This is a genomic window from Ruegeria sp. AN6 (assembly GCF_056540425.1).
In genome coordinates, this window is record NZ_JBQFWR010000001.1 from 504,900 (window position 1) to 522,222 (window position 17,323).

At 55.6% G+C, this 17,323-nt stretch carries 19 protein-coding genes and 1 tRNA gene; 18 read left to right on the forward strand and 2 right to left on the reverse strand.

The features are described 5' to 3' along the window. The first annotated feature begins 1 nt into the window (after position 1). The 6 genes from ACR0MQ_RS02470 (at position 2) to ACR0MQ_RS02495 (ending at position 6,948) form a co-directional block, all read left to right on the forward strand. Positions 2–388 (forward strand): hypothetical protein, encoded by a 387-nt coding sequence (locus ACR0MQ_RS02470; RefSeq protein ID WP_480605684.1) that lies wholly within the window; start codon positions 2–4, stop codon positions 386–388. 499 nt (positions 389–887) lie between these two features. Next, positions 888–2,561: an alkaline phosphatase family protein gene (locus tag ACR0MQ_RS02475; protein WP_480605686.1), complete on the forward strand. Its 1,674-nt coding sequence runs from the start codon at positions 888–890 to the stop codon at positions 2,559–2,561. Positions 2,562–2,733: 172 nt separating this feature from the next. Next, positions 2,734–4,260: a DUF1214 domain-containing protein gene (locus tag ACR0MQ_RS02480; RefSeq protein WP_480605688.1), complete on the forward strand. Its 1,527-nt coding sequence runs from the start codon at positions 2,734–2,736 to the stop codon at positions 4,258–4,260. Positions 4,261–4,670: 410 nt separating this feature from the next. Continuing rightward, positions 4,671–4,898: a DUF3489 domain-containing protein gene (locus ACR0MQ_RS02485; protein WP_480605690.1), complete on the forward strand. Its 228-nt coding sequence runs from the start codon at positions 4,671–4,673 to the stop codon at positions 4,896–4,898. Beyond that, positions 4,895–5,335 (forward strand): DUF2924 domain-containing protein, encoded by a 441-nt coding sequence (locus ACR0MQ_RS02490; RefSeq protein ID WP_480605693.1) that lies wholly within the window; start codon positions 4,895–4,897, stop codon positions 5,333–5,335. The genes ACR0MQ_RS02485 and ACR0MQ_RS02490 overlap by 4 nt, the downstream gene beginning before the upstream one ends. Then, the gene (locus ACR0MQ_RS02495) at positions 5,332–6,948 is read left to right on the forward strand and encodes a recombinase family protein (protein ID WP_480605696.1); all 1,617 of its coding nucleotides are present in this window, start codon (positions 5,332–5,334) and stop codon (positions 6,946–6,948) included. The genes ACR0MQ_RS02490 and ACR0MQ_RS02495 overlap by 4 nt, the downstream gene beginning before the upstream one ends. A 173-nt stretch (positions 6,949–7,121) precedes the next feature. Here the strand turns inward: ACR0MQ_RS02495 and ACR0MQ_RS02500 are convergent. Beyond that, positions 7,122–7,211: transfer RNA gene (locus tag ACR0MQ_RS02500), tRNA-Ser, on the reverse strand. A gap of 123 nt (positions 7,212–7,334) precedes the next feature. On the opposite strand from ACR0MQ_RS02500, the gene ACR0MQ_RS02505 reads away from it, so the two are divergent. From ACR0MQ_RS02505 to ACR0MQ_RS02545, 9 genes are all read left to right on the forward strand, one after another. Continuing rightward, positions 7,335–8,177, forward strand: a complete 843-nt coding sequence (locus ACR0MQ_RS02505; protein WP_480605699.1) for a DUF2059 domain-containing protein — start codon at positions 7,335–7,337, stop codon at positions 8,175–8,177. Next, entirely contained in the window at positions 8,177–8,983 is an 807-nt protein-coding gene (locus tag ACR0MQ_RS02510; RefSeq protein ID WP_010440084.1) for a DUF2059 domain-containing protein, read from the forward strand. The genes ACR0MQ_RS02505 and ACR0MQ_RS02510 overlap by 1 nt, the downstream gene beginning before the upstream one ends. Before the next feature lie 209 nt (positions 8,984–9,192). Continuing rightward, positions 9,193–9,801 carry a 50S ribosomal protein L21 gene (locus ACR0MQ_RS02515; RefSeq protein ID WP_010440087.1) on the forward strand — a complete coding sequence of 203 codons (609 nt, stop codon included), beginning with the start codon at positions 9,193–9,195 and terminating at the stop codon, positions 9,799–9,801. Between the two features lie 11 nt (positions 9,802–9,812). Continuing rightward, a complete protein-coding gene (gene rpmA, locus ACR0MQ_RS02520; RefSeq protein WP_010440093.1) occupies positions 9,813–10,082 on the forward strand; it encodes a 50S ribosomal protein L27 in 270 nt (89 codons plus the stop codon). Positions 10,083–10,177: 95 nt separating this feature from the next. Then, positions 10,178–10,786 (forward strand): LysE family translocator, encoded by a 609-nt coding sequence (locus ACR0MQ_RS02525; RefSeq protein WP_480605702.1) that lies wholly within the window; start codon positions 10,178–10,180, stop codon positions 10,784–10,786. After that, entirely contained in the window at positions 10,783–11,319 is a 537-nt protein-coding gene (locus tag ACR0MQ_RS02530) for a GNAT family N-acetyltransferase (protein ID WP_010440096.1), read from the forward strand. Before ACR0MQ_RS02525 ends, ACR0MQ_RS02530 begins: the two co-directional genes overlap by 4 nt. 37 nt (positions 11,320–11,356) lie before the next feature. Beyond that, entirely contained in the window at positions 11,357–12,391 is a 1,035-nt protein-coding gene (gene obgE, locus ACR0MQ_RS02535; protein WP_480605705.1) for a GTPase ObgE, read from the forward strand. Continuing rightward, a complete protein-coding gene (gene proB / locus ACR0MQ_RS02540; protein ID WP_480605708.1) occupies positions 12,379–13,485 on the forward strand; it encodes a glutamate 5-kinase in 1,107 nt (368 codons plus the stop codon). The genes obgE and proB overlap by 13 nt, the downstream gene beginning before the upstream one ends. A gap of 34 nt (positions 13,486–13,519) precedes the next feature. After that, positions 13,520–14,782 (forward strand): glutamate-5-semialdehyde dehydrogenase, encoded by a 1,263-nt coding sequence (locus ACR0MQ_RS02545; protein ID WP_480605711.1) that lies wholly within the window; start codon positions 13,520–13,522, stop codon positions 14,780–14,782. On the opposite strand, the gene ACR0MQ_RS02550 is transcribed toward ACR0MQ_RS02545, so the two are convergent. After that, a complete protein-coding gene (locus ACR0MQ_RS02550; protein ID WP_480605714.1) occupies positions 14,779–15,375 on the reverse strand; it encodes a histidine phosphotransferase family protein in 597 nt (198 codons plus the stop codon). The genes ACR0MQ_RS02545 and ACR0MQ_RS02550 overlap by 4 nt on opposite strands. A gap of 42 nt (positions 15,376–15,417) precedes the next feature. Between ACR0MQ_RS02550 and ACR0MQ_RS02555 the strand changes: the two genes are divergently transcribed. The 3 genes from ACR0MQ_RS02555 to olsA all read left to right on the forward strand — a co-directional run bounded on the left by ACR0MQ_RS02555 (position 15,418) and on the right by olsA (position 17,303). After that, positions 15,418–15,600, forward strand: a complete 183-nt coding sequence (locus ACR0MQ_RS02555; protein ID WP_010440107.1) for a DUF3553 domain-containing protein — start codon at positions 15,418–15,420, stop codon at positions 15,598–15,600. A 106-nt stretch (positions 15,601–15,706) separates the two neighbouring features. Next, entirely contained in the window at positions 15,707–16,462 is a 756-nt protein-coding gene (gene olsB, locus ACR0MQ_RS02560) for an L-ornithine N(alpha)-acyltransferase (RefSeq protein ID WP_480605717.1), read from the forward strand. 4 nt (positions 16,463–16,466) lie between these two features. Next, entirely contained in the window at positions 16,467–17,303 is an 837-nt protein-coding gene (gene olsA, locus ACR0MQ_RS02565; protein ID WP_480605721.1) for a lyso-ornithine lipid O-acyltransferase, read from the forward strand. Positions 17,304–17,323 lie beyond the last annotated feature (20 nt).

Here is a 17,323-nt window from a genome sequence, read left to right on the forward strand (position 1 = left end):
AATGCCCGTACTCATAACAATCACAGCAGTCAATTTCTTGTTTGGAGGGCCATCCGACGGCCCAGCGTCATTTCTGAACCCGGAATCCCTCAGGTCCAAGTTGAATGATGCCATCGAGCCAGAGGACAGCACCACACGCGTCGCGGCAATGCAGATTGTAGACGAGCTGGTCGCAGCTGTTGAAAGCTACCAGCTGGCCGTGGATGCCGCTGCGGACAAGGCGATCCTCCAATCAAAAACCAGACAGACGTCGGCCAGATCTACTGCTGTCATTTTTTCCAAGATTGACCGTAACCGAAGCCAAGCGATGCAAGACATCATACGCTTGCGGGGTCGGCTCGCTGAACTTCTGGGCCAAGGAGTCTGGTCGCGGGTATTCGAAAGCTGAATCGTCTGCGAGAAACGGGCGCGCAATCTGCTGGTATTGGTGCCGCCAATCTTTCCAAATGAGAAAACTGGAAAGGCGCAACACCCCTCTTCCGCCTTGAGGCGACGGTGGTAAGTGTCGGTGACGCAGTTCTTTAAAGCCGCTGTGCGAACCGCCAATGTCTGCTTTGTCGAGCCGTTTTTCGGTAACCAGGCCGACCGACGATTGTCGATCTTGAACCTTTCTCGCCGACTTTGCAATATCCGCTTCCTGCGCATAGCTGTCACGCCAAGATAATCAGGCTGCAACTGCGGCGAACGGCAGCAAGGTCCGCGTTGCAGACCTTGAACCCGAGCTTCAGCAATGACTGCAATGCGGACTAAGCAGACGAGCTATCAATATTGTAAGCTGGCTTTGGCCTTAACGGCACGGGCACCTCAATGGCGGGATCGTACTGACAGTAGCCGAAATACTTAGCCACTGATACTTTCGGCGCTGAGGTCACCCTGCGAGGTAAGAAATGAAGAGATACTGGTCATTTGCCGCAACCATGCTTCTATCTGTTTCCGCAACGGCAGTAAGTGCCACGGAAGACATTCGACTTGTCGTGCAGATAACAGTGGATGGCCTGCGTGGAGATTTGATTTCCCGGTACAGCGCCTCTTTTGGAGATGGAGGGTTTTACAGACTTCTGAAAACCGGTGTCTGGTACACCGACGCTCACCATAGACACGCCAACACCGAAACTATTGTCGGCCACGCGACTCTTGCGACTGGGGCATACCCCTCTGAACATGGAATGATTGGCAATGCCTGGTTTAACAGGAGTGAAGAGCGTTTGGGGTACAATATTGAGGACCCGAACTTTCCAATGCTAGCTGTTACCGGCTTTGGGGGTGAGGTCGATCAAGTTGACCCAACACAGGCAGCCGCTACGACCTCAGGCCGTTCGCCTGTTAACCTGCTGGCCACAACTTTCGGAGATGAATTGTCGAAGTCCAATGCGGGCCGATCCAAAGTGTTTTCTGTGTCTGGCAAAGACCGTTCGGCGGTTGCAATGGCCGGACATGTCGGCAAGGCCTTTTGGATGTCGACGGCCACTGGCGCGTTTGAAACAAGCACGTACTATTATGACGCATATCCTGACTGGGCAAACGATTGGAACGCCAAGCGCCCGGCAGATACGAAAATCGAGAGTGAATGGTGGCCGGAATGCTCGGACGCGCCCTACCTGATGGACAAAGAGGAACGTCCATTCGTAACAAATCTCGGCACGTTCGGTCGTACTTTCCCACATTTCTATGGGACGCCGGAAGATGGGCTCTATTACACACAGGTCCTGGTTTCACCGCATGGAGATCGGATCACGGCGGATTTTGCAAAAACTGTTATCAAAGAAGAAGAACTAGGCCTTGACGAGTGGCCCGACTACCTCTCCATCAGTTTCTCGGGCGTGGACGCAACCAACCATTTCTTTGGACCAACCAGCCTGGAAAATGAAGAAATGGTGCGCTGCTTGGACGAGACGCTGGCAGATTTTTTCGCCTTCCTGGATCGAGAAGTCGGACCCGAGAATGTACTTTACGTGCTTTCCGCAGATCATGGCATGCCCGAAGCCCCGGAAGAGATGGCTCAAGCCGGACTCACGACTTTCCGAAACTCCACCGAAGTACTGATGGCGGAAGTAAATAACACTATTGCTGATGAATTCGGTGTTGAGGGCGCGATTCAGTTCTTTTTTCGTCCATATGTTTATCTCGACCACAACGCTATATCGTCGGCAGGCGCCGACCTCCGGTTGATCGAACAGCGCGTCGCCGAAAGGTTAATGGCTGAACCGGTTATTGAGCTTGCCATGCCGACTGTACCGCTCGCTGAACAACAGGGTCACACGCTGCAAAACCAAATCCGGCGCAATTACCACCCAACACGCTCTGGAGACATTTACGTTGTGCAGACGCCGTACTCATTTCTGTTTGAGGATGGTCCGATTGCCGTAATGCACGGATCACCTTGGCGCTATGACACTCACGTTCCTATCATCTTCTCTGGGCCCGACATCAAACCGGCTAGAGTAAGTCGCCCAGTTTCAACAGTGGATGTCGCTGTTACATTGAGCAATTTTTTGGGTATCAGCCAACCTAGCAGCGCTGCTGGTGAACCGTTAATGGAAATTGGCCCTCCGAGTCCTTAAGGTGGTAGTACTGGGCTCAAGGCAGACGTTCGCTCTCGACTCAAAACTGCCATTCGATCGAACAGATACGCTATTGCTACTCAACGGTTTAGACACTTCAATATCGGTGACTGCAGGTGCTGAATTCAAAACCCCGATTCTTCATCTGCTCATAACTGTGAGGAATAAGCCAATGAAAAGAATTATTTGTTCGACAGCTCTCATATTATCTCTTTCCGTTAGTTCGTCTATGGCTGTCTCACCCACAGGCTCAGACTTTGCCGACACTGGCGACATTCTTGCCCGCTCGGCTGAGATTGAAGACATCGAATATCAAATCATGGTCCAGCGGGCGACGCAGGCGGCGATCTACTACATGCCAGCTGTGGCCCAAGTCGACTTCATCAAGGCCACCGTGCGGGCCGGCGGCGATTACGATACTGTCAACTACGTGACCGAACCCTTTGGGTCCGAGAAGGGTTTTCTCACAGCGAACGACACGACGGCCTATGCTTGGGGGTCGATCACATCCAAAGACGGCCCGATGGTTGTTGAAGTCCCGCCAATGACGGACAAAGTGGACTATTTCGGCTCCTTCATCTCAGCGTGGCACGTCCCGATGATCGACGTTGGATCGAAAGGGGCCGACGAGGGCAAGGGCGGTAAATACCTGTTCTTACCGCCCGACTACGATGGCGCGTTCGGCACGGCGGAAAAGCTGGAAGCACAGGGCTATATAATTGTACCTAAGTACGACACGTATGACGTCTCATTTTCGTTCCGCCCGACGCTTTTAAACGGAGCCACACACGCGGAAGCTGGAGAGCACGCCAAGGGCATTAAGATCTACTCGTTGGAAGAAGACGTTAACGGAACCATCGAGCCCACGCATTACCTCGATGCCACCGAGCTCGCTTACGACTGTCTGCCGTATTACAACATGACCTTTATCGAAGACATTAACGATGTGGTGCAGAACAACCCGATCCGAGAAAAGGACCGCGCCATGTACTCGATGCTGGAAAGCTTCGGTATCGAGAAGGGTGAAGCGTTTGACCCCACGGAGACGCAGAGGAAAGCTGCGCTTGAGGGGTTGGAGCTCGCCTACGCCCACATGCAGAACAAGTTCGTCACCGAGGGCGAAACGGTTGCTCCTCTTTGGACTAAAGATGGTGAGAAACTGTCTGAGTGGTCTTTCTGGAACTTTGGTCCTCAGGCCCAGATGGGTTTCCCATTTGAGGATGGTGCGGAAATCCTCATAGACAAAAGGGCCGCGACCTTCTTTTACGTGACCTTCCTTCCGAGCAAGTTGGGCGGTGCTACCTTCTACCTGACTGGTCTGCGCGATTCAGATGGGAACATGCTCAATGGTGAGGACACCTACAAACTCAACGTACCTGCCGATGTGCCCGCTGAGGATTTCTGGTCGGCTATCGTGTACAATATGGAAACCAAGAACTTTAATCGCGGCGTTGATCGGGTCGGGGCGTCGACCAAAGACTTGGACAACATGGTGAAGAATGACGATGGCTCTGTCGATGTTTACTACGCTCCCAATCTTGATGAGGTGCCAGAAGGCTTTGAAGCCAATTGGGTGACCACAGAGAGCGCCACCAATGCCAACGATTGGTTCTTCCTGTTCCGCCTCTACCGCCCCGTGAGTGAGGACTGGTTCAAGGACTGGATGCTGAATGACGTTGTGAACATCTCTACTAAGTAGAGAATCCAAGGGCTCTTTCGGGAGCCTTTTTTTCTGCCGCGCTAGTAGTATTGCTTTGTCTGGTGACTGCGCAATACTGACACTTGACAGTTTCACAGCATCGTCGCCTTTGGGCTCGTAGCTGTTGTTCGCTGTGTCTTGAACGAATGGCGGGTTTTGGAGCTGAGGGGCCTTGGCTTTGTCCCAGTCGAGCACCACTAGCCGGTGCGACTGGCGTTTGCTCACAATGTTTTCTGGGAAGTTGGGCGGACCCTCTCCAACTTTGGACAAATGACTGGACTACGCGGGCATAGTGAGCGTGTGTGGTGCTGTGGTGACGCACTCATGTCGCCAGTCTCCGCCCGGTTTCCCGGGCTTGTAGCGGTGCGGGGCGCTGGATGGACCAGCAACGATCACCACAGGAGACAAACATGACAACGCAAACAGGAAAGACTGCAGCGAGCAAAACGAAGAAGGCCCGGCTGGTGGGGCTTCTCGGGCGCCCAAGAGGCGCCACTGTCGGGCAGCTTCAGAAGGCGCTGGACTGGCAGCCGCATATCATTAGGGCCGCGATTTCCCGCCTCAGGAAGGACGGAACTGAGATCACCCTCCACCACAGCGGAAAGACACCGGCCTATCGGATCGACGCCGTTTCATGAGCGGGCAAGGGACCCGCGATCTCCCGGAACAACTTCGGGAGATCGCCCACATGGACCACGCCGCTTGTACCGAAGCACTGGCGGCCGTGCCGGGGATCACGCTGCCATCTCGCTTACGGGTCCAAACACTGAGACGGTTGCTGGCCTATGAGATCCAGGCGCGGGCTCTTGGCGGGTTGAGCCCGAAAGAACAGCGCGCACTCAAAGCCATTGCCGGAGGCAAGAGTGCCGGTGATGTGGGTGCCGCGACCCCGTCGACTGGCACGCACCTGGTGCGGGAGTGGAATGGCCGAACCTATCGGGTTGAAGTGACAGACGAAGGCTATGTGCTGGATGGCACGACGTACCGCTCGCTCTCTGCTGTCGCCAAACGGATCACCGGCACAGCTTGGTCGGGCCCGCGTTTCTTTGGGTTGGCAAAGAAGCGATCGGCATGAGAAAGACCCGCTGTGCGATCTACACCCGCAAGTCGAGCGAGGAGGGGTTGGATCAGAACTTCAACTCACTCGACGCGCAGTATGAAGCCTGCGCGGCTTATATCGCTAGCCAGCGCCACGAGGGCTGGGTTCTGGTTAAAGACCGATATGACGATGGCGGCATATCAGGCGGGCATCTCGATCGCCCGGCACTGCAACAGATGATGGCAGACATCGCCTCAGGCCGCATCGATCGGATCGTCGTCTACAAGATTGACCGGCTGACGCGGTCGCTCACAGACTTTGCAAAGCTCGTCGAGACGCTCGATGGGGCAGGGGCGTCCTTTGTCTCCGTGACCCAGTCCTTTAACACGGCAACCAGCATGGGGCGGCTCACGCTGAACGTGCTCTTGTCGTTCGCCCAGTTCGAGCGGGAAGTGACCGCTGAGCGCATCCGCGACAAGATCGCTGCGTCGAAGAAGAAGGGCTTGTGGATGGGGGGAAATGTTCCACTCGGATATGTGGCGGCAGACCGAACACTTTCTATTGTGTCAAAGGAAGCAGAGACGGTTAGGGCACTCTTCGACCTTTACGAACAACTGGGCACGGTGACGTCGGTCACAAAGGAAGCCGCGAAGCTCGGATTGAGATCAAAGAGACGGATTGGCCGAGACGGAACACCCCGCGGCGGATCGATCATGGGTCGCGGCCAGGTCCATCACGTGTTGTCGAACCCAGTCTATGTAGGGCGCATCCGCCACAAGGCCAAAGTGCATGAAGGCCAGCACGCAGCGATCATTGATCCCGACCGTTTTGATGCCATCCAGACCCGGCTGAAGGATCGCTCGGCCAAACTACGCAACAAGCCTGCCACAGCCCATGTATCACCGCTGGCGGGCAAGATCTTTGATGAGACCGGGGATCGTCTGACCCCGTCGCACGCCTGTAAGGGTGGCAAACGTTATCGCTATTATGTCTCTCGGCGACTCGTGACCGGAGCATCCGATGACGGCACCGGATGGCGGATTCCGGCGGACCGGCTGGAGAGAGATCTTGCCAGCTCTTTGCAGAAGCACCTCGTGGAATGCATCGATCGCGGTGACATAGCGGAGAGCCGCGTGCAGGTGATCGGTCGGCTTAGGTCAGACGCAGATGCGCTCGGGCTTCAGGTTCTGGGCATCGTAGGAGCGGCAAGGTTTGCGGATGGCGCCGTTGCGATCGATCTCGATCCCGGTGAGATCGCAAGGAGGATGCAGATTGCACGGACCAGCATCTCATCGGAAGCGCTGTCGTTGCGACTGCCGTTCCGGCAGCGTCGCCGTGGCGTCGAGAACCGGCTGGTCATCGGTGCTGGACAACCCGCCAGAGATGATATCCTGATCTCCAATATTGCGCGGGCATCAGCCTGGCGAGAAGCTCTGTGCATGGGCGAGGACCTTGCCACCATTGCCGCCCGAGACGGCATTGCCGTAAATTATCTCGGCGCGATGCTGAACTTTGCGTTCCTGTCACCAAAGCTTGTTCGCCTGATCTGTGAAGGTCGCCAACCGCCGATCCTAACTACCAACTGGATCCGCCGTCACGGCCTTCCGGCATCCTGGGCCGAACAGGACAATATCCTCGCGCAGCTCTGAGCATCCCACGCATCGCTAAGTCTACTCTGGAAAAGGGAAGCTGAGACTCTTGGCCGAAAGGGCCTGCATTCGGGTCTCACTGTCGGTCTCTGGATGCACCACCGCCCGCTAGTCCCCGGAAATGCGGGACTATTTTGGCGCCGGTGGAAATCAACTGTCGAGACAGGACTGTGTGGCGGAGAGACAGGGATTCGAACCCTGGGTGGGCTTGCACCCACAACGGTTTTCGAGACCGCCCCGTTCGACCACTCCGGCACCTCTCCGCGGGGGTCTGTGAAGGGGGGATTTAGTGGTGAACGGGCAGGGGCGCAAGTGGAAAATTCCGGAATTTAATGATCCTTGGGTTTTCCATTGCCTGAGACAAGAAAACTCCTAGGCTGATGGGTATGACCTACCATCTACGCCAGTTTACCATCAGTGTTATAATTCTGCTTCTTTCGCTAGGTGCCATGACGGTGCAATCGCTTGCCGCCAGCCGAGACCAGATTGAGGCATTTCTGACCACAACAGGGTTTGACGTTGCGTTGGAAAGTATCGCGCATGCGTCTGCCTCAGCCCCGCAAATGCTGGGAATTGACCCCGACGGTTTCGGTTCAGATTGGACGCGACTGACTGAAGAAGTATTCGATACAGAACTCATGTACGATACCGCTGTTTCAATCCTCGAGCAGACGCTCAGCGACGAGGCGTTGGACCATGCTGTGACATTTTATGCATCCGCGCTGGGGCAAAGACTAGTCGTTGCCGAAAACGCAGCTCATTCGGATGAAGATGACGATGCCAAGCAGCTTGCTGGGCAGGAAATTGTGTCCGAGCTCATCAAAAATGGATCTTCCCGCGTCGAAAGCCTGAAACGAATGAACCGAGCGGTAGATGCAAGCGGCACTTCCTTACGTGCACTGCAGGAGATTCAGGTTCGGTTTTTGATGGCGGCCAGTGCGTCTGGCATTATCGACTTGCAACTCAATGGGGATGAGCTGCGTGAAATGATGCGCCGCAACGAAGGCGATATACGTCGGTCGCTGCAACTGTCCGCTTTGGCCGGCGCGGCCTACACCTATCAAGAATTCTCAGATGATGATGTCGATGCTTATGTCGAGGCCCTGGAACAGCCTTTGATGCAAGAGGTGTATGAGCTGTTGAACGCGATCCAATACGAGATCATGGCAATGCGATTCGAGGTCTTGGCGGCCCGCATGGCCGAGCTTCGTCCGGCTCAGGATATTTGATGCGCGTTCTCGCCGCTGCGATCTTGTTGGTCGTATGGGCAGTGCCCTTGGCAGCCAATCAGCAGGCTGAACGATTGATGCAGGCCATGCATTTGTCGGATTTCCTGGAAATACTAAGCGAAGAGGGCTTGGCCCAAGGGCTCTCGATTGACGAGTCGATGCTAGGCGGAGCGGGAGGGTCGTATTTTCAGGCTCAGGTTGCTGAATTGTATGATCCTTCATCCATGTACGAACGCCTGTCGCAATCGGTTGGGCGCATAATGACCAATGCACAATTGGAACAGTCTTCGATCTTTTTTGAAAGCGATCTTGGGCAGAGCATTGTTTCTCTTGAAAATTCAGCACGGAAGGCTCTGGCGGATGATACGATCGATCAGATGGCGCGAACGGCCTATTTTGAGACTGATCGTGAAGACATGTTTTTTCGTCTGGTGGACGAGTACGTGCAGGTTAACGACTTAATCGAACAGAATGTCCGGGGAACCATAAGTGCAGACTTCAGTTTCTACCGTGGGCTCGCCTCGGGGCAGAACGGGTCATTGGATGAGGCAACCGTGTTGGATGAACTGCTGTCCCAACATGAGCAGACCAAGGCAGAAACGACGGAATGGATGTACTCATTTCTTCTTTTAGCCTATCGGCCTTTGAGTGAAACGCAATTGCGCGAGAACATTGCCTTTTCGCGCACGGATGCCGGACGCGCCCTAAACGCGGCTTTGTTCAAGAGTTTTGACGAGATGCTCAACAGCATCTCATACCAGCTTGGCCAGGCCGTTGCGCAGGCAATGAGCGCCTCAGAACTTTGATCCCGGTTTTGGGTTGACTTTGGCAGGCAATGCTTGGATAAGCGCGCATCCCGGCCGGTTTTCCGCGCCGGGTATCGTTATTCTTTGACCCGATAGCAACGCGCTAAGGGTCATCCACACTGCCCGAAAAGGGCGCGCTGTTCGAGGTGGCGAAAGCCAGAAACACCCATCCGGGGACCACAGAACGCGGTTAGACAAAGGAAAGACGCATGTTTGCGGTCCTCAAGACTGGCGGCAAGCAGTACAAGGTTCAGGCGGGCGATGTGCTCCGTGTTGAAAAACTGGCTGCCGACGCAGGTGAAAAAGTTCAATTCAACGATGTTCTGATGCTGGGCGGTGACGCTCCTGTTGTTGGTGCGCCTTTCGTTGAAGGCGCAGGCGTACAGGCCGAAGTGATCGAACAGATCAAAGGTGACAAGGTCATCAAATTCGTCAAGCGCCGTCGTAAGCACAGCTCAAAGCGTACCGTTGGCCACCGTCAGAAGCTGACACTGGTCAAAATCACCGACATCCTGTCGTCGGGCGCTGACAAGTCGGGCATCAAAGCTGCAACCGGTTCAGCTCCGGCTGGCGAAGCGGCACCTGCTGCAAAGCCCGCCAAGAAAGCTGAAGCCAAGGCAGAGGCACCCGCCGCTGCTGCTGACGATCTGACCAAGCTGAACGGTGTCGGCCCTGCCGCTGCCAAAAAGCTGGTTGAGGCCGGTATCGAGAGCTTTGCCGCTCTGGCCGCCTTGTCGGATGAGCAGATTGCTGCTATCGACACCATCAAAGTGAAACCCGAATGGGTTGAGCAAGCCAAAGAGCTGGCTCAAGGCTAAGGAGAGAGAGAATGGCACATAAAAAAGCTGGCGGTTCCTCCCGTAACGGTCGCGACTCAGCAGGTCGCCGCCTTGGCGTGAAACTGTATGGTGGCCAGGCAGCCATCGCAGGCAACATCATCGTACGTCAGCGCGGTACCAAGTTCTGGCCAGGTGAAGGCGTAGGCATGGGCAAAGATCACACAATCTTTGCAACTGTCGATGGCGCCGTGAAGTTCCATAAGGGACTTAAAAACCGCACCTTTATTTCGGTCCTGCCAGTGGCGGAGGCCGCAGAGTAAGCCGAAACCCAGAAGGTTTAAGAAAAATTCATGGGGGACCGGCACAAAGTGCCGGTCCCTTTTTCGTTTTAACGCAGTCGTGATCACCAGAGCCGATGACAGTCGCAACCACCAGTTTCCTGATTTTTGCCGCCTCGCAGGTTGGCACACCGGGACCAGCCAACATGGTCCTGCTGGGAACAGGTGCGCGCTATGGGTTTCGGTCGGCGCTGCCGTTTGTAGGCGGGGTCATTCTGGGCAAGCAGTTGATCATCTGGCCGGTTGGTTTCGGACTGATGCAGGTGGCCGATCAGGCGCCGCTGGTGTTTGAGGCGCTCAAATATGCTTCGGCTGCCTATATTTGCTGGCTTGCGTGGAAAATCGCCAATCTGCGGCTTTCTCGCAGTCAAACGGATAAGCAAGTGCCCGGATTTCTGGCGGGGTTAATTGTACACCCGCTTAATCCCAAGGCCTGGGCGATGATTATTGCAGGCTTCACTGGATTTGTGGCCGCAGGGACACCGAGTTTTGAGGCGACTCTCACGATCGCTCTCTGTTTGTTGATCTGCCAGATCGTGTTGCACCCGATTTGGACATTTGCAGGAGATCGGATCGCCCATGCGGTTGAAGGTCGGCCTGCCGAAAAATATCTGATGTGGACGTTAGCCAGTTTGACAGTTGCGTCCGTACTTTTTGTGTTGTTCGGAGGAGGAACGCACTCATGAAACTTGAGGCAATTATAAATCAGCCGGTCATTGAAACCGAGCGGTTCGACCTGCGCCCCCTGCGCCGGTCGGATATGGGACTAATTGAGCATTACGCCGGCGATGAACGTGTCGCGCGCATGACCACGCGGATCGCCCATCCGCTGCCGCCCGGAGCTGTCGAGGCGTTCGTAACGCGCGCCATGTCGGACGAGCGGGACGAGGACGTTTGGGCGATGGATGCGACCAAGGATGGCGGGCCCGAGCTGATTGGCTTGATTTCGCTTGAAAAGCTGGATCGCAATCAATCCGAAATCGGCTATTGGGTCGCGCCAGTTTATTGGAACACAGGCATTGCATCTTTGGCTGTTGAAACGCTGGTCAAAGCCAATCCGCTGGAAAATGCAACAATGTTTGCCAGCGTGTTTCAGGACAACCCGGCCTCAGCGCGGGTGCTGACTCATTGCGGGTTTCAGTATCTTGGCGATGCGGAAACTTATTCAGTGGCGCGCGATGCGAATGTGCCCACCTGGACGTATACAAAGAAACTCTGACTTGTGGCCGATGGGGCCTTTGCAGTAGGGGACAGCTATGAAATTTCTCGATCTTGCAAAGGTCTACATCCGGTCCGGGGCCGGAGGTGGCGGCTGCGTCAGCTTCCGACGCGAAAAGTACATCGAATACGGCGGACCCGATGGCGGGGACGGCGGTAAGGGCGGTTCGGTATGGGCCGAGGTCGTAGGCGGACTAAACACCCTGATCGACTTCCGTTACCAGCAGCACTTCTTCGCCAAGAACGGTCAACCCGGGCGCGGTCAGCAGCGTACTGGCAAGGATGGTGATGACATCATCCTACGTGTGCCTGTCGGAACCGAGATTCTCGATGAAGACGAAGAGACCGTGATCTGCGACCTGACGGAAGTTGGTCAGCGGGTCCTGTTAGCCAAAGGTGGCAACGGCGGGTTCGGTAACCTGCATTTCAAATCAGCCACCAATCAGGCACCACGCCGTGCCAATCCGGGGCAGGCGGGGATTGATCGCACGATTTGGTTACGCCTGAAGCTGATTGCGGATGTGGGCCTGCTTGGGATGCCCAATGCGGGCAAGTCAACCTTTCTGGCCGCAACATCAAACGCTCGGCCCAAAATCGCTGACTATCCCTTTACTACGCTGCACCCAAATCTGGGCGTTGTCGGCGTAGATAACGTGGAATTCGTCGTCGCAGACATCCCCGGCCTGATCGAAGGCGCGCACGAAGGGCGTGGGATTGGGGATCGCTTCCTCGGCCATGTCGAACGCTGCGCCGTTCTGCTGCATCTGGTCGATGGCACGTCCGAAACCGTCGCCGAAGATTACCGCACTATCATTCACGAACTTGAGGCCTATGGCGGCGAGCTTGCGAACAAGCCGCGTATCACCGTTCTGAACAAGGTTGACGCTCTGGATGAGGAAGAACTTGAGCTTACCAAGGAAGAGCTCGAGCAATCCGTGGGTGGCCCGGTTATGACGATGTCTGGTGTTGCACATCTGGGTGTAACAGAAGTGCTGCGCGCTTTGCGGACACAGATTGATGAAAACCGCCTGCGGCAAAAACCCACCGAGGAGGCAGAGCCTTGGCAACCCTGACCGCCGCAAACCGCATGGTGGTCAAGATTGGGTCCGCCTTGCTGGTGGATCGGAATACCGGCCAGTTGCGATTGGAGTGGTTGCAATCGCTCGCACAGGATGTGGCATGGCTAAAAGGTCAGGGGACAGATGTCATCCTGGTATCTTCAGGCTCAATCGCGCTTGGGCGTGGAGTTCTTGGATTGCCAATGCAGACGCTGCCGTTAGAGCAATCTCAGGCCGCGGCTGCTGTCGGTCAAATTCGATTGGCGCGCGCGTATGAGGAAGTATTAACGCCACATGACATCAAGACCGCACAGGTTTTGGTGACGCTAGAGGATAGTGCAGATCGGCGGCGATACCTGAACTCTCGCGCGACGCTTGAGACATTACTTGGGTTAGGTGTTGTGCCTATCGTTAACGAAAATGACACAGTGGCGACCGATGAAATTCGGTATGGCGACAATGACCGGTTGGCTGCACAGATCGCCGTGACGGTCGGCGCAGATCAATTGATCCTGCTGTCAGACGTTGACGGGTTCTATACTGGCAACCCGATCGAAGACACCACCGCGACCCGATACAATGTGATCGACCAGATCACGCCCGAGATCGAGGCCATGGCCGGTGATGCGGGATCGGGGCTGTCTAAAGGCGGAATGAAAACCAAGCTTCTCGCCGCCAAGATGGCAACGGCTGCCGGCTGCACCATGGCAATAACTGAAGGGTCAACATTGAACCCGCTAAAAGCGCTGGAAAACGGCGCAAATTGCACTTGGTTTACAGCAACACTTGATCCGCATGCTGCCCGGAAACGCTGGATATCGGCCATGAAACCGCGTGGTGAGATCATGATCGATGATGGTGCGGTTACAGCTCTGACAAACGGTAAAAGCCTTCTTCCTGTTGGAATTGTTGAAGTGACCGGCGAATTTGGACGCGGTGACCCAGTTACGATCCTAGACCCAGCAGCGCGACCACTGGCGCAAGGCCTCAGCCGCTATACCGCGCAAGAGGCCGACGCGATCAAGGGGCGCAAGTCCTCTGAAATCGAAACCACACTAGGCTATCCGGGCCGCGCAGTGTTAATCCATCGCGATGATCTGGCGCTTTGATAGAATAGAGAGAACCACCTGAAAGGCTTACGAGATGAAAGACTTCGACAGTATTCCCAGCCTGATGGAAGACCTCGGCAAACGCGCGAAATTGGCTTCGCGCGAACTGACATTTGCCAGCGCCGAACGAAAGCACGCGGCGTTGATCGCGGCTGCAGATGCCGTATGGAACAATCGCAATGACATCATTGAGGCCAACAAGAAAGATTTGGAGTTTGGTCGTGAGAAGGGCCTAAGCCCCGCGATGATGGACCGCCTGATGCTGGATGAGGCGCGCGTTCAAGGTATGGTTGACGGCTTGCGAACCGTGGCTGAACAGGCCGATCAGGTGGGTGAGGTTCTGGCCGAATGGGACATGCCCTCGGGTCTGAACATTCAGCGTGTACGCACGCCTTTGGGTGTGATCGGAGTGATCTATGAAAGCCGCCCCAATGTGACGGCGGATGCGGGTGCGCTATGCCTGAAGTCGGGCAATGCAGTAATCTTGCGCGGCGGGTCCGAGAGTTTTCATTCGTCAACCGCTATTCATGCCTGTTTGGTCGAAGGACTGAAGGCCGCCAACCTGCCCGAAGATGCAATCCAACTGATACCGACCCGTGATCGTGCCGCAGTGCAAGAGCTGCTAACGATGACAGATTACGTTGACGTCATTGTCCCGCGTGGCGGCAAAGGTTTGGTCGGTCTTGTGCAGCGCGAGGCGCGCGTGCCGGTATTTGCCCATCTTGAAGGCATTGTTCATATCTATGTCGATAAGGCTGCAGACCCTCAGAAAACGCTGGATGTGGTATTGAATGCCAAGACGCGGCGCACTGGCATCTGTGGTGCTGCGGAGTGTTTGTTGGTGCATCAGGACGTGGCGGAAACGCTTGGGCGTGACGTCATTGCGGCGCTTCAAGCGGCGGGTGTCGAGGTTCATGCACAAGGCATCTTGGCCAATGATCGCACTATTGCCGCAACTGATGAGGATTGGGGCAAGGAGTTTTTGGATAGCATCATCGCAGCCAAGCCTGTTGCTGACATCGATGCTGCGATCGATCATATCAATACGTATGGTTCCAGCCATACAGATTGCATCATGACCGAGAACACTGCTGCTGCAGCGCATTTCTTCGAGCGCCTCGATAGCGCTATTCTGATGCACAACGCCTCAACCCAGTTTGCCGACGGTGGCGAGTTCGGAATGGGTGCCGAGATCGGCATCGCCACGGGCAAGATGCATGCTCGCGGACCTGTCGGGGCGGCTCAGTTGACCAGCTTTAAGTATCTGGTTCGTGGAAACGGGACGACGAGGGTTTAGAATCTCAGTTTCACCAGGGTTGTGGTCGTTTCTACCGCAACCCGACGCCCCATCGCAGCGGCGGTTTCGGGCAACAGTGCAAATTGAACATGTGCCGGACTGACTTTGCTGGCAAAACAGCCGGTTGAAACCCCTTTCCACAAATCGGGGTCGAGGTTCAGTTTGTCGGCTGTTCCTGTCACAGTCCACGCATCACCCCGAGTTTCGATCTCCACCTCACCACCAAACGGCATCGCGCTTTCGCAGCACATCACGCCGAGGAAGGCGAGTTTAACCTGATTGCGCGGCACGGGTTCGGTCAGGTTCCATGTGATCCGAACCCGGCTCGCCTTTTCAAGATCCTTTAGCAGTTCAATTACCTCAGTTCTTCCCAGCGGTTGATCACTGGCTGCCCCAAAGGCCACGCGAAAGAACCGGATGCGCGCGCCCGCGCTTCCGACGCTGCCGGAAATCAGCTCCATCTCGGGACCCTGGACCGCGCCAACCATCTCCAACAGTTCAAGCCCGTTGGTGATTGCCCCAATTGGGCTGATCAGATCATGGCAGATCCGAGAGCCGATCAATTCGGCCAGGTTGACGTCTGAAGCGCCCATGCGTACCTCCTGCTGCATCTGCCTCAGGACCCGGAGCCCAATATGACAGATCTGAATGCCATTCTTGCACCGGGCATGTATGTCCGCCACCCCGATTTCCCCGATTGGGGCGTTGGACAGGTACAGTCCAATATCGGGGGCAAGATCACCGTGAACTTTCGCGAGCAGGGGAAAGTGGTAATCGACGGGACACGCATAGCCCTGATGCCGGTCTTTGATCCGTGAAACTGGTTTAGGAAAGGTTAACAACTCAGGCGAAACGCGGGCTTGTTGCCTTTCGCAATGCAATCGCGCTATCAGCGCGCAATCACAAATAGCGGACCAATCATTGATGCCGGATAAAGGCCCCTCATTCACCGTAAAACTTGCTGAAACCGAGGCTGAACAACGCGCGGCCCAGCGTCTGCGTTACGACGTCTTTGTGCGTGAACTCGGCGGCGGTGGTGAGATGGTGGACCATGAGTCCGGGCTCGAGAAAGACCGGTTCGACCCGCATTTCGATCATATGCTGGCCATTGATGATTCAACGCGCGCGGTTATCGGCGTCTATCGATTGCTTCCCGGTGAGCGAGCGGCCGAATTGGGGCAGTTCTATTCCGAGGATGAATATGACCTCACCGTTTTAAAGCAAAGCGGGCGCAAACTGTTGGAACTTGGGCGCTCGTGCGTGCATCCGGATTACCGCGGTGGCACCGCGATGTATCACCTGTGGAATGGGCTGGCAGCCTACGTCACGGAGCGCGAAATCGAAGTTTTGTTCGGCGTCGCAAGCTTTCATGGCACCGATGTCCAGAAGCTGGCACAGCCGCTATCGATGCTGCATCACAACCATCTCGCCCCTCCAGACCTTAGGGTCCGCGCACAGCCGGGCGTGTTTCAGCCCATGGACATTCTCCCGGTCAATGCCCTGGATCGTCGTGCCGCCATGGTTCAGGTGCCATCCCTGATCAAGGCTTACCTCCGTCTGGGTGGTTTCGTCGGTGAGGGGGCCTTTATCGATCATGCATTCAATACAACCGATGTGTGCCTGATCCTCGACACCACCCGCATGAACGCGCGTCAGCGACGCATTTACAGTGGAGCGTAACGAGGTGAGCGATCCCTCATGGCAGAGCGAAGACGAACCTGATCCGATCGAACTTGGTGTTCTTGGCTGGATATTGGTGTTCTTGCGCGGCGTCCCTCTGGCGGTGCTAGTTTTTGGGGGCCTGATCGTTCTGCTGTCGATACGCTTGATCGAACGTCCATTATGTGGCGTTCAGCGACCAGTTACACCTTTCATCAGTCAATTTGTCTGCCGCAACGCGTTCAGGACCCTCGGGATAGGATTTCATAGCTCTGGTGAGTTGATGCGGGAACGTGGCGCCGTGGTCGCAAATCACACGTCGTGGCTGGACATTTTTGCGCTGAATGCCCGCAAACGCGTGTACTTTGTCTCGAAAGCCGAGGTGGCGAAATGGCCGGGGATCGGATGGTTGGCACAAGCAACCGGTACGTTATTCATTGAGCGAAATCGCCAAAAAGCTCGCGAACAGACCCGCATATTCGAAGAGCGCCTTAAAGCCGGGCATAAGCTGTTGTTCTTCCCAGAGGGCACTTCGACAGATGGTTTGCGAGTTTTGCCATTCAAAACAACGCTTTTCGCTGCGTTCTTTACGGATGAGCTGCGTGAATTCATGTATGTCCAACCCGTCTCGGCCATTTTTCATGCGCCCAAAGGGCAGCCTGCGCGTTTTTACGGTTGGTGGGGTGACATGGATTTCGGGCCGCATCTGCTCAAGACGTTGGGCGCGCGACGACAAGGTTGGGTGGAATTAATATATCATGAGCCCGCCAAGGTCAGCGATTTTGAAAACCGTAAAGCTCTAGCAGCACATTGCGAACAGGCCGTGCGGCACGCTCACAGCTTGGCGCGGCTTGAAAAATAAGGGCATTTGGCCCTTGCACT

Excerpts from the sequence above, each read along its gene's own strand:
- ACR0MQ_RS02515 (WP_010440087.1), top strand. The coding sequence starts at position 9,193 with ATGTTTGCGGTCCTCAAGACTGGCGGCAAGCAGTACAAGGTTCAGGCG.
- ACR0MQ_RS02480 (WP_480605688.1), top strand. The coding sequence starts at position 2,734 with ATGAAAAGAATTATTTGTTCGACAGCTCTCATATTATCTCTTTCCGTT.
- ACR0MQ_RS02475 (WP_480605686.1), top strand. The coding sequence starts at position 888 with ATGAAGAGATACTGGTCATTTGCCGCAACCATGCTTCTATCTGTTTCC.
- ACR0MQ_RS02495 (WP_480605696.1), top strand. The coding sequence starts at position 5,332 with ATGAGAAAGACCCGCTGTGCGATCTACACCCGCAAGTCGAGCGAGGAG.
- ACR0MQ_RS02485 (WP_480605690.1), top strand. The coding sequence starts at position 4,671 with ATGACAACGCAAACAGGAAAGACTGCAGCGAGCAAAACGAAGAAGGCC.
- ACR0MQ_RS02545 (WP_480605711.1), top strand. The coding sequence starts at position 13,520 with ATGAAAGACTTCGACAGTATTCCCAGCCTGATGGAAGACCTCGGCAAA.
- rpmA (WP_010440093.1), top strand. The coding sequence starts at position 9,813 with ATGGCACATAAAAAAGCTGGCGGTTCCTCCCGTAACGGTCGCGACTCA.
- ACR0MQ_RS02510 (WP_010440084.1), top strand. The coding sequence starts at position 8,177 with ATGCGCGTTCTCGCCGCTGCGATCTTGTTGGTCGTATGGGCAGTGCCC.
- ACR0MQ_RS02490 (WP_480605693.1), top strand. The coding sequence starts at position 4,895 with ATGAGCGGGCAAGGGACCCGCGATCTCCCGGAACAACTTCGGGAGATC.
- ACR0MQ_RS02525 (WP_480605702.1), top strand. The coding sequence starts at position 10,178 with ATGACAGTCGCAACCACCAGTTTCCTGATTTTTGCCGCCTCGCAGGTT.
- olsB (WP_480605717.1), top strand. The coding sequence starts at position 15,707 with ATGCCGGATAAAGGCCCCTCATTCACCGTAAAACTTGCTGAAACCGAG.
- obgE (WP_480605705.1), top strand. The coding sequence starts at position 11,357 with ATGAAATTTCTCGATCTTGCAAAGGTCTACATCCGGTCCGGGGCCGGA.
- ACR0MQ_RS02530 (WP_010440096.1), top strand. The coding sequence starts at position 10,783 with ATGAAACTTGAGGCAATTATAAATCAGCCGGTCATTGAAACCGAGCGG.
- ACR0MQ_RS02505 (WP_480605699.1), top strand. The coding sequence starts at position 7,335 with ATGACCTACCATCTACGCCAGTTTACCATCAGTGTTATAATTCTGCTT.
- ACR0MQ_RS02555 (WP_010440107.1), top strand. The coding sequence starts at position 15,418 with ATGACAGATCTGAATGCCATTCTTGCACCGGGCATGTATGTCCGCCAC.
- ACR0MQ_RS02550 (WP_480605714.1), bottom strand. The coding sequence starts at position 15,375 with ATGGGCGCTTCAGACGTCAACCTGGCCGAATTGATCGGCTCTCGGATC.
- ACR0MQ_RS02470 (WP_480605684.1), top strand. The coding sequence starts at position 2 with ATGCCCGTACTCATAACAATCACAGCAGTCAATTTCTTGTTTGGAGGG.